General features: G+C 67.8%; 3 protein-coding genes. All 3 read right to left on the bottom strand.

Annotated features, from left to right (window positions below; translation table 11 throughout):
* Positions 1-81 precede the first annotated feature (81 nt).
* The 3 genes from Q4S45_RS22125 to Q4S45_RS22115 all read right to left on the bottom strand — a co-directional run bounded on the left by Q4S45_RS22125 (position 82) and on the right by Q4S45_RS22115 (position 11,486).
* Positions 82-1,716: a CehA/McbA family metallohydrolase gene (locus tag Q4S45_RS22125; RefSeq protein WP_305507627.1), complete on the bottom strand. Its 1,635-nt coding sequence runs from the start codon at positions 1,714-1,716 to the stop codon at positions 82-84.
* A gap of 240 nt (positions 1,717-1,956) precedes the next feature.
* A complete protein-coding gene (locus tag Q4S45_RS22120; RefSeq protein WP_305507625.1) occupies positions 1,957-2,814 on the bottom strand; it encodes an outer envelope protein in 858 nt (285 codons plus the stop codon).
* Positions 2,815-2,882: 68 nt separating this feature from the next.
* Positions 2,883-11,486, bottom strand: coding sequence for a glycoside hydrolase family 94 protein (locus Q4S45_RS22115; protein WP_305512175.1), 8,604 nt, complete (start codon positions 11,484-11,486; stop codon positions 2,883-2,885).
* Between the last annotated feature and the right edge of the window lie 49 nt (positions 11,487-11,535).

The following is an 11,535-nucleotide window of genomic DNA, read 5'->3' as shown; positions in this document are numbered from 1 at the left end:
AAAAGCTGTGGCGAAAATGATGAAAATGTCAATTATTAGACACAAATGCGCTCTGTGTCTAAAAAATCGCGCTACTCCGGCCTACTGCTGGGTGACCCAGACCGGCGCCGACCACAGCATGTTGCCGTCGTCCTGGGTCACGCGCACGTAGTAGAAGTGCTCGCCGGGGTCGGGCGTGATGGTGGTGACGGGAGTGCGCGACAGCTCGGCGACCGCGCCCTTGCGGCCAGGCACGCCCTCGAACATCACCACCGAGGCGACGGCCTTGCCACCCACGCTGGCGAAATGGGCGACCAGTGACAGGGGGCCGATGTTGGCGAAGCGCTCGCCCATCATGCGGCCGTTCGCCGTCAGCACCAGCTGCGAGCCCTTGTCCATGGTGGCGAACACGCGGCGCGCCCTGAGCGCGTCGAGGAAGGCTGCGGTGGTCAGCGCGGCGCCGGCCGGCAGCAGCACGCCGGTACGGTTGGTGTACGACATGCCCCAGTTGGCGCAGTGGTTGTCCTGGTTGGAGCTGAAGGCGACGTGGTAGCCGGCTTCGAGCGCCTTGTCGCAGGCGAGTTCGAAATTGCTGCGGCGGGTCTCCGATTCGGTCGTGCTGGTGGAGAACGCGTTGCTGTTGACGACCTCGCACAGGGCCATCGCGGCGTCGCCGTCCGGCGTGTAGCCGAAGGGGACGCCGCCGACGAGAAACTGCCCGGACTGCGACGGGTGGTTGAACTGGCCGACCAGGCCGCGCTGGCGCATCAGCGTGTACAAGCTGGCGTAGTCGCTTTTGGGCGTGAACGATTCGGCCAGCAGCTTGCCGGCGGCGTTGCGCTCCCAGCCAAGCAGCCGGTTGCTGTTGAAGATGTTCAGATGGCCGCCGTTGGCGATCACGCCCCATTCGAGGCCGTACACGGCGAGGAAATCGGAATGCGCCGCGTTGAACTCCTTCGCCGCGTCCAGGCCGGAGCGATACAGGGCCTTGGCGGCAGCCGGCGTGGCGGCGGGATTGGTGCCGGCCGAACCGTCGTACATGTGGTTGTGCTCCGACGCGACCAGCACATCGAGGCCGTGATCGCGCGCGTAGGCAAAGGCTTCGGACGGACCATGCGTGGAGCTTTGCGGATCCTGCGCGCCGGTGCAGGTGGCCAGGTCGCCGCCGCCGTCGCTGTGGGCCGTCTGGCTGTGCAAGTTGCCCAGGTAGACGTCGTACGGCAGATCGCCAGGCGCCGGCGCCATCGCAAGCGCTTCGGTGCGGCGCGCAAGCGGGCGGAATGCGGGCATGGCCGGCGGGGCCGCGCGGCCCACGGCGATCTCCCAGCTTTGCTCGACGCGCTCGCCGGCGATCGTCCCTCCGCCGGCCGCCCGGGCCTCGGCCACCAGGCGCACGCGATAGATGCCGGCCGGCGCGGCGGCGCTGCCCAGGCGGCCATCCCAGCGCACGCCCAGGTTCACCGGCGCGCGGAACAGCTCCTGCTGGCCGCTCCACTGGCGCGCGACGCGGCCGTCAGGCGCGGTCAGTTCGAGCGTCCAGCCCACCGTCTGCGGCGCGGCGACCAGCGGATAGTCGAAGGCGAGGCTGAAGGTGCGCGGCTCGCCCGGCGCCGGCTCGCCATGGTAGGGCGCGGCCAGGGTGGCGCCGAACTCGCGGTGGTCGGCTTCGGATGCGGCGACGCAGCCGGCGCCGCACAGCAGGAGGGACAGCAGGGTCGTGCGGGGAAGGGAGAACATGGCTGCCTCATTGGCAAGGGGGATCGATATTGCAATGATCGCAACCTGGCGAACGGGCAAATTGATGCGAGGAATACAACGCGGCCGTCGGGGCGGTAGTTAATTGATATTAATTAACTGACAATCAGAACGAATTTCTGCGGATCATTTTCCGCGCCGAGGAAGATGGGGTCAGGTCCGCAGGACCAGACCCCGCCGATGCATGCGGCGCGGACCAGGGGCCGGCGCCGCGGGATGGGCTTAGAAGTGGTATTCGGCGCGCAGCATCGGGGTGCTGGCGCGCTGGCCTTTACCACCGGTGGTGGCCGAGGTATTGCCGAACTTGTTGTTCCAGTACTGGTACTCGACGCCGATGCGGAAGGTGTTCTTGCCCGCGCCCACGTAGTCGCCGACGTCCGCCATCAGCTGCATGTCGATGTTGGTCTCGGTGCCGGTCTGGTTGCCGACTTCATCGCGGCCCTTCGGCGCGATCAGGTTGGCGTAGCCTTCGAACTTGACGCGCTCGCACACCGGGATGCCCCAGCTGGCGGTCAGCATCGGATGGATCTTGTAGGTGTAGCGGCCGGCCACGTTCGAGATCGGCGCGAAGGCGCCGCTCGGGGCGTTGCTCTCGTGCAGAACCAGCAGGCTGGTGTTCAGGAAGCCCGGCACTTTCCACATCAGGGTCGGACCCAGCACCAGCATGCGCTTGCGCGAGTTGTATCCGACGTCGTTCTTGGAGTTCCAGTCGAAGCCGCCGGTGATGCCGAAGCCCGACACCGGGCCCATGCCCATGTCCACGCCGCGCACCTTGCCGATGTCGAGCGTGTTGCGGTAGACGGCATACACTTCCTGCGCGCCCGAGTGCTGGTTCAGCGAGCCGGGATCGTTCGAGTCCGACTGCAGCAGGTCGACGTTGAAGAAGTTGCTGCCGTACTTGTAGCCGCTGGCGTGGGTCAGCGCGAAGATGTTCTTGCGGATGTCGACCGGGTTGAACGGCTCGGCAAACCTGGTGCCGACGCGATAGCTGATGGAGGTGTCGCTCCACTCCGCCGCGCTGGCGGAAGTGGAGGAAACGAGCGCCAGGGCGGCGACGGCGAGGACTGATTTAAGTGACATGATGAGCTTTCGACACCGAAGCGAGCCCGGTGTTTATTGAGGGAGCGGGCATGTTACCGTGCATCCGCCTACCGGGCTATCTGCAAGCGCACCTCATGCGTCCTTCCGTCGTCAACAAGCGACACTGTGTTGTCTTCCACATCACGGCCGTCCACTTTCATCCATCCTTCCGCGCCGGCGACCACGGTGATCTCGTAGTTCGACGTGCGATAGCGATAGTGCAATTTGAACGTGTCCCAGCCCGATGGCAGGTGCGGCGTGACCGTCAGCTTGTCGCTCGCCAGCGACAGGCCGAGCAGCGATTCGACGATCAGGCGGTACATCCAGCCCGAGGAGCCGGTGTACCAGCTCCAGCCGCCACGGCCGATGTGCGGCGACACCGCGTACACGTCGGCCGCCACCACGTAAGGCTCGACCTTGTACAGCGCGGCGCCTTCCGGCGTGCCGCCGTGCTGCACCGGATTGATCATGCGCAGCAGCTCCCAGGCCTTGTCGCCCTGCCCCATCTTGGCGAAGGCCATCGCGGTCCAGATCGCGGCGTGGGTGTACTGGCCGCCGTTCTCGCGCACGCCCGGCACGTAGCCGCGGATGTAGCCCGGATTGAGCACGCCCTTGTCGAACGGCGGGTCGAGCAGCTGGATCAGGCCGAAGTCGCGCCGCACCAGGCGCTGGTCGACCTGCTCCATCGCGCTGGCGGTGCGCTCGGGATCGGCGGCGCCCGACAGCACGCCCCAGCTTTGCGAGATCGAGTCGATCTGGCATTCGTCGTTGCTGTGCGAGCCGAGCGGCGTGCCGTCGTCGAAGTAGGCGCGGCGGTACCACTTGCCGTCCCACGCGTTGGTCTCGACGTTGTGCGCCAGCTGCTTCGCTTCGTTGCGGCAGGTGTCGGCGAAGGCCTGGTCGTCGTGCAGCTCGGCGACCTCGGCGAACTTGACCAGCACGTCGTACAGGAACCAGGCCAGCCACACCGACTCGCCCTTGCCTTCGTTGCCGACGCGGTCCATGCCATCGTTCCAGTCGCAGGTGCCGATCAGCGGCAGGCCATGCTCGCCGAAGCGCAGGCCGCGCTTGATGGCGCGCACGCAGTGCTCGTACAGGTCGGCGTTCTGGTGCGAGTGGCCCGGCATGTCGTAATAGGACTCCTCCTCCGGCGCCAGCATGCGGCCTTCGAGGAAGGGCGCCGGCTCGCTCAGGACGCCGGTGTCGCCGGTGCCGATCACGTAGCGGTGCGCCGCCAGCGGCAGCCACAGGTAGTCGTCCGAGCAGTGGGTGCGCACGCCGCGGTCCGACGGCGGATGCCACCAGTGCTGGACGTCGCCTTCGACGAACTGGTGCGCCGCGCACAGCAGCAGGTGCTCGCGCAGGATCTGCGGCTGGGTGTGGATCATCGCCATCGCATCCTGCAACTGGTCGCGGAAGCCGAACGCGCCGCCCGACTGGTAGTAGCCGCTGCGCGCCCACATGCGGCAGGCGATGGTCTGGTACATCAGCCAGCCGTTGGCGATCACGTCGAGCATCGGCTCGGGCGTCTCGATGCGCACCGCGCCCAGGGTGGCGTTCCAGTGGTCGCGCACCATGTCGAAGGCCGCCGCCGCCGCGGTGCTGCCGTTATAGCGCTGCACCATGCCGCTGGCGTCGGCGTTGCGGCGCCCGCCCACGCCGAGCATGAACACCAGCTCGCGTTCCTGGCCTGGTTGCAGTTCGATCGCCACCTGGATGGCGGCGCAGGGATCGAGGCCGGCGCCGACCTTGCCGGACAGGCGGGAGCGCATCATCGCGGCCGGATTGCCCAGGTTGCGGTTGCGGCCGATGAATTCGTTGCGGTCGCAGGTGACGCTGCGGTTCTGCGCCTCGACCTGGAAGAAGCCGACGCGCCCGGTGAACTCGGTGTTGTAGGCGTTGCGCGCAAACAGCGCGCCGGACAGCGGATCGAGCTCGGTCACCACGTGCATCGACTGCTTGGGCCGCAGGTCGCCCAGCACCCATTCGACGTAGCCGGTGACGGACAGCTTGCGCGGTGTGGTGCTGTCGTTGCGCAGCTTGACCACCGAGTACTTGATCGGCGCGTCGAGCGCGACGAAGGTAGTCAGCTCGCTGTGGATCGATTCCTCGTCGTGCTCGAACACGCTGTAGCCGAAGCCGTGGCGCGTGGTGAAGTGGCCATTCGAGCGCACCGGCAGCGCGGTCGGCGACCAGAACCTGCCGGTATGCTCGTCGCGGATGTAGAACGCCTCGCCGCCGCTGTCGGCGACCGGGTCGTTGTCCCACGGCGTGAGACGGAACTCGTGGGCGTTCTCGCTCCAGGTGTAGGCTTGGCCGGACTCGGACACCACCGAGCCGAAGGTCTGGTTGGCCAGCACGTTGACCCACGGCGCCGGGGTGCGGTGCGTGCTGTCGGTGCGGATCACGTACTCGCGCCCGTCCTTGGTGAAGCCGCCGATGCCGTTTTCCAGCACCAGTTCGAGCTTCGGCGCGGCCGGCGCGGCCAGCTGCTGGTAGGACTCGGCGCGCGGCTCGAACACCGCCAGCGGCAGTTTCGGGAAGGTCGGCGCGGCGCGCTTGATCTGGTCGGCCAGGCTGCCGCGCGCGTCCGACAGGATGGCGCGCGCGACCGACTGCATCAGCACCCGGTCTTCGTTGGAGATCTGGTCGAGCAGGCGCACGAAGATGCCGCCCGGGCGGTCGATCGCCTGGGCGTCGATGCCCGACGCAATGAGGCCCATGATCTGGTCGTGCAGGGCCTGGCGGTAACCCGACTGGTCTTCGTACCAGATGACCAGGTCCACCACCAGGCCCTTGAGGCGCCAGTAGGCGTGCGCCTGCACCATCTGGCGCGCGAGGTCGATGTTGGCCGGGTCCTTGATCTGCATGAGCACGATCGGCAGGTCGCCGGAGATGGCGTAGGCCCACAGGCCGGACTGGCCGCGGTGGTTGCGGATCAGGGTCGATGCGTCGGCGCGTAGGCCGGCGTGCGGGTAGATGATGGTGCTGGCCAGGCGGCTGTACAGCTGGGCGTCGGACTCGCTGGCGTTGAGCTGGCGCAGCACCACCTGGCTGTGGGTCCAGGCCAGTTCGAACACGCGGTCGGCCAGGTGGCGGTCCTGGTACTTGTCGATCAGGTGCATCGCCTGCTCGCGCGTTTCGGTCATGCCGGTGACGACGTCGAGCGTGACCACCTGGTCCGGTTCGAGCGTGACCTTGTAGCGGATCGCGACGATCGGGTCGAGCACCGAGCCCTCGCCCCCGCGCAGCGGTTCGGCGTCGAGCATTGCGCGCGGCGCCACCGTGCTGTTCGCGCGGCCGATGAAGTCAGGACGGCTGGTCTCGAAGCTGGCGTCGAGCAGCACGCCGTCGTGCACCGTCATCAGGTTGAGCAGCCACGGCATGTGCTCGTCCTTGGCGCGCGGGCGGCGGGTGCACAGGATGGCGTTTTCGTTGCGCAGGATTTCAGTCTGCACGAACAGCTTGGAGAACGCCGGGTGGGCGTTGTCGGCGGCGGCCGGCGCCATCACCACTTCGGCGTAGCTGGTAAATTCGATGGTGCGGCGCGTCTGCGACTTGTTGGTGATGCGGGTGCGGCGCAATTCGATGTCGTCTTCCGGCGAGACCACCATCTCGGTGTACAGGTCGATGCCCTTGTCGCTGCGGCGGAATTCGGCGCGGCCTTCCGAGAAGATCACTTCGTACTTCTTCGGCTCGACCAGGGTCGGCTGGAAGGTGGTGGACCAGAACGCGCCGCTGTCCACGTCGCGCACGTAGCAGAAATTGCCCCAGTCGTCTTCGGTCGCGTCTTCGCGCCAGCGCGTCACCGCCAGGTCCTTCCAGCGGCTGTAGCTGCCGCCGGCCGAGGTGACCATCACGTGGTAGCGGCCGTTCGACAGCAGCTGCACTTCGGGCTGCGGCGTGTTGGTCTGGCTGATGATCCGCATCGGCATCGACACTTCGGTGACCGGCGCGCGCATCGCGGCCAGGTCGGCGGTGTGCGAGTGGAAGGCACCCGTCTTGGGCACGCGCTCCTGCAGCACCAGCATGGTGGCCTGGAACAGCGGGTCGGACTCGAAGCGGCGCTGCATCGGCCGGTCGTGCAGCAGGTAGGACAGCGACAGGAAGCCCATGCCCTGGTGGTGCGCCATGAAGGAGCGCACCACGGCGTAGTCCTGGCCGCGCGGCAGGCGCGTTTGCGTGTAGTCGATCGCCTCGTAGAAGCCGTACTTGCCCATGAAGCCCAGGCCGGCCATGCGCTGCAGGTTTTCGCACGACGCCTCGGCGTTGACCATCAGGCCCATCATGGTGGCGTAAGGCGCGATGACCAGGTCGTCGGCCAGGCCGCGCTTCATGCCGGTACCGGGCACGCCGAAGGCGCGGTACTGGTAATTGAGGTTGGCGTCTACGGTGTTGTAGCCAGACTCGGAGATGCCCCACGGGACGCCGCGCTGCTTCGAATAGTCGATCTGGGCGTTGATGATGGCGCGGTAGGTCTGGTCGAGCAGGGTGTTCTCGTAGGTCGGCATGACCAGGAGCGGCATCAGGTACTCGAACATCGAGCCGCTCCACGACAGCAGCAGCTGCTCGCCGCCGACGATGCACAGCTGGCGCCCCAGCGCGAACCAGTGCTCCTGCGGGAACTGGCCCTGGGCGATGCCGACGAAGCTGGCCAGCCGCACCTCGGAGGCAAGCAGGTCGTAGCAGCTGGCGTCGAGCCGGCGGTCGGTCACGTTGTAGCCGATCGCCAGCAGGTTGGTGGTGCTGTTGTAGAGGAAGCTGAAGTCCATGTCGGCGAAGGCGCGCGCGCGCGCGGCCAGCTCGTCGATCTGGATCAGGCGGCGCTGCGCCGCAGCAGCGCCTTCGGCCACCAGCTGCGTGAGCGTGTGCTGGCGCGCGCGCTCGGCCGGCGCCAGGTCGCTGCCGCCGCTCATGCTGAAGACGGCCAGTTCGCGCAAGGTCGGGATGCGCGTCAGGCTCGAATCGACCACGTATTCCTGGGCGGCGCGCATCCACGGCGCCAGTTCCAGCAGTTCGGCGTGGGCGTTGCGGCATTGGGTGGCCAGCTTCTCGGCCCACGACTGCAGGTGCGGCTCGGCGTCCGGCGCCAGGGCCGCAACGATGGCGTCGGCGGCGCGGCAAAGGCCGGCCGTTCCGTGCGTCAGGCCGGGCAAGGTGTTCGCGTCGCGCTCGGCTTCGGCCAGCAGGCCGCGCATGGCGAGGATGGCGTCGGCAACGGCCGGGCCGGCGTCGCCGGCGTACTCCTGCACCAGGTGCAGGGTGATGGAAATGCCGTCGAGCGTGCGCGGGCTGACGATCGGATGGTCGGCCAGCGCCGCCAGGCCCGGGGCCAGCGTGAGCAGGTGGCCGGCCAGGTTGCCGCTGTCGACCGAAGACACGTACATCGGCTGCAGCGGCGCGAGCGAGATGGTGTCGTACCAGTTGTAGAAATGGCCGTGATAGCGCTCCATCCGGTCCATCGTGGCGAAGGCCGAGCTGGTGCGCGAGAGCACCTGGTCGAGCGTGGCGAAGCCGAAGTCCCAGGCCGTGAGGTTGGCCAGCAGCGACATGCCCATGTTGGTGGGCGAAGTGCGGTGCGCGACCACCCAGGTCGGGTGCTCCTGCATGTTGTCGGGCGGGAGCCAGTTGTCCTCGGCGCCGACGAAGTCTTCGAAGAAGCCCCAGGTGCGGCGCGCCAGCGCGCGCAGGAAGGCCGACTGCTGCGCCGACAGTTCGGCCGCTTCGCGCTCGATCGGAAGGCTGATCCACCAGGCGATGACGGGCGCCATGAACCACAGCAGCAGCACCGGCGCGGCGGCGAACAGCGCCACCGGGTTGAGGAAGGAGAGCATCACGGCTGCGCCGACCGCCAGCGCCGGCGAGAACCACATGCGCCGCCAGTTGGTTTCCATGTTGGTCGACGAGCGGGCCAGGCTGGACGGACGCCACTCGAGCAGGTTGCGGCGCGAGACCAGCATGCGCCACCCGGTGCGCACGATGGCGTCGAGGCTGAACCAGGCTTCGTACGGCAGGAAGGCGGCCTGCAGCAGCGCGTGGCCGAACATCAGCTTCAGGCTGGAGGTGCCGCTGGCCATGTGCTGGCCCCAGCGCATGTCGTGCGGCTTTTCGATCAGGCCGAACAGGGCGTTGACGAAAGTGGGCAGGAAGATCACCGCGAGGATGGCGGCGCTCCAGAACCACGGCGACGGCAGCAGCGCCCAGGTGACCAGCAGCAGCGCGGTAAGCACCGGCGCGACGACGCTGCGGCGCAGGTTGTCGAACAGCTTCCAGCGCGACAGCGCCGACAGGGGGTTCGGTTCACGCTTGCCGCCATGCGCAGGCACGCGCGGCAGCAGAAAGCCGGCCAGCTGCCAGTCGCCGCGGATCCAGCGGTGGCGGCGGCTGACGTCGTCGCTGTAGCGCGCCGGGTAGTTTTCGTAGAGCTGGGCGTCCGACAGCAGGCCGGCGCGCAGGTAGCAGCCTTCGAGCAGGTCGTGGCTGAGGATCTGGTTGTCGGGCAGGCGGTTGCCGAGCAGGCGCTCGAAGATGTCGACGTCGTAGATGCCCTTGCCGATGAAGGAGCCTTCGTAGAACACGTCCTGGTAGACGTCAGAGACGGTGCGGGTGTAGGGGTCGATGCCCGGCTCGCCGCCGCACAGGTGCTCATAGCGCGACGCTTCCTCGCTCGGCAGCGAGGCGGTCACGCGCGGCTGCAGGATGCCGTAGCCTTCGATCACGCGGGTGCCGTCGGCGTTCAGGCGCGGCTGGTTCAGCGGGTGCGCCATGGTGGCGATGAACTGGCGCGCGGAGTCGCGCGGCAGCTGGGTGTCGGAATCGAGCGTGATCACGTAGCGCACGTTTTCCAGGCCGCAGGTGTCGCCCACCACCAGCGAGAACTTGTCGCGAGCGCCGCCGCGCAGGAAGGCGTTGAGGTCGGACAGCTTGCCGCGCTTGCGCTCGAAGCCGATCCAGGCGCGCTCGCACTCGTTCCATTTGCGCGGGCGGTGCAGCAGCAGGAAGGGTTCGACCGCCGCATCGACGTCGGGCACGCCGTCGAGCATGGGAATGCCGACCGGCCCCGGGCCTTCCGGGTCCTGGTATTTCAGGTTGAGCTGCTGGATCAGGCGGGTGGCCAGCGCCAGCAGTTCGGCGTCGTCGGGCATGGTCTCGCTGGGGGCGTCGGCGAAATCGGTCAGCAGGCAAAAGCGCAGGCCCGGATCGCGGTTGGCCAGGTAGCGCACTTCGAGCGCTTCGACCAGCGCGGCGACGTTGTCGGGGCTGTACAGCAGCGACGGCACGGCGACGATGGTGCGGGCGTCGTCCGGGATGCCTTCCTTGAAGTCCATGCGCGGCAGCGGGTGCGGCTTGGTCAGCTGGGTGGCCATGAAGTTGACCAGCGCCAGCGCCAGCTGGCTCGCGCCGATCGCCGCCAGCACGCCGAGCAGGATCAGCAGGCCGCCTTCGAGGCCGTTGCGATACGCGTGCAAGGTGACGGTGGCGGTAAACAGCGCGGTGAACACGAAGATGGCGCCGAGGTAGCTGGCCAGCGGCGCGGCGCGGCCGATCCGGGCGAAGGCCTCGGCCGGCGAGGAGCGCACGGCCAGGCGCTTTTCGAGCGCGGGCAGGCCGTTGCCGACCAGGTAGTAGCCGATGTGGCGGGTGCGCATGTCGAGCCCGCCCTTCGACGGCTCGCGGTTTTCCTGCGCCAGCTCGAGCGCCTGGGTCGCCACCTGGACCTCGGTATGGTCGCAGCGCTTGGCCAGCTGTTCGATCACGTGGCGATAATTGTCGCGCGTGGCGAAGTCCATCTTGCCGTAGGTGTCGGCCGGGTCGGCGCGCAGGGTCTGCTCGACCGCACTCATGGTCTCGACGAATTCGCGCCAGTCCATGGTGCCGAGGAAGCGCAGGCTGCCGATGCTGTTGCTGATGGTGACCTGGTCGGCGGCCTGCTGCTGGATCTCGGCCTGGATCTGCTGTTCGATGGTCAGGCCGACGTCGGCCAGGCGGGTGGTGACCCATTGCAGCGCGAGCGTGAGCGCCGAGCTCTGGCCCTGCAGGCGGCGCGCCAGTTCGGCGACGAAGCCGCTGGTCATCGGCTGGCGCGAGCGCGCCATGTCGGCCACCAGCAGGATGAGGTCGGACGGGTTCTTTTCGGCCGTTTCGCTCATCTGGTCGGCCCAGGTATTGGCGCGGTCGCGCTGGGTGCGGTTGTCGTAGACGCGCGCGGCGACGCGGCGCAGGTTCTCGATCAGCGCGAGGCGCAGCATGATCGGGATGGCCCACAGCTCGCCCAGTTTCAGGGGCGCCACTTCCTGGTAGGCATCGACGAAGCGCGACAGGCTTTCCGGGTCGACCCGGCCATCGCCGTGGGAAATGATTTCCAGCGCGATCTGGTAGACGCGCGGATTGCCTTCGACCTCTTCGTTGGCCAGGCGCGGCAGTTCCTTGCTGTAGTCCTTCGGCAAGTGCCGGCGCGCGGTGCGGATCTGTTCTTCGATCAGGTAGAAGTTGTCGAGCAGCCACTCGGAGGCGGGGGTGATCTGGCGGCTGGCCTTGATGGCGGCGGTCAGTTCGCCGCAGGTGCCGGCGATGACTTCGGCGTTTTCGGTCAGGCGCGCGAGCAGGCGGTCGGCCCCCCCCTTCTTGCTGAGCTGGTGGCGCGCAGCGAGATGCCTGCCGTGGGTCGCCATCTGGGCGGCGCTGAACAGCTCCGAGCGCAGCGGCAATTCGTCCTCGGGG

Origin of the sequence: Massilia sp. R2A-15 (assembly GCF_030704305.1) — a bacterium.
Classification (GTDB): domain Bacteria; phylum Pseudomonadota; class Gammaproteobacteria; order Burkholderiales; family Burkholderiaceae_D; genus JAFCUW01.
This window is presented reverse-complemented; position numbering and strand designations above follow the sequence as displayed.

Excerpts from the sequence above, each read along its gene's own strand:
- Q4S45_RS22125 (WP_305507627.1), bottom strand. The coding sequence starts at position 1,716 with ATGTTCTCCCTTCCCCGCACGACCCTGCTGTCCCTCCTGCTGTGCGGC.
- Q4S45_RS22120 (WP_305507625.1), bottom strand. The coding sequence starts at position 2,814 with ATGTCACTTAAATCAGTCCTCGCCGTCGCCGCCCTGGCGCTCGTTTCC.
- Q4S45_RS22115 (WP_305512175.1), bottom strand. The coding sequence starts at position 11,486 with ATGGCGACCCACGGCAGGCATCTCGCTGCGCGCCACCAGCTCAGCAAG.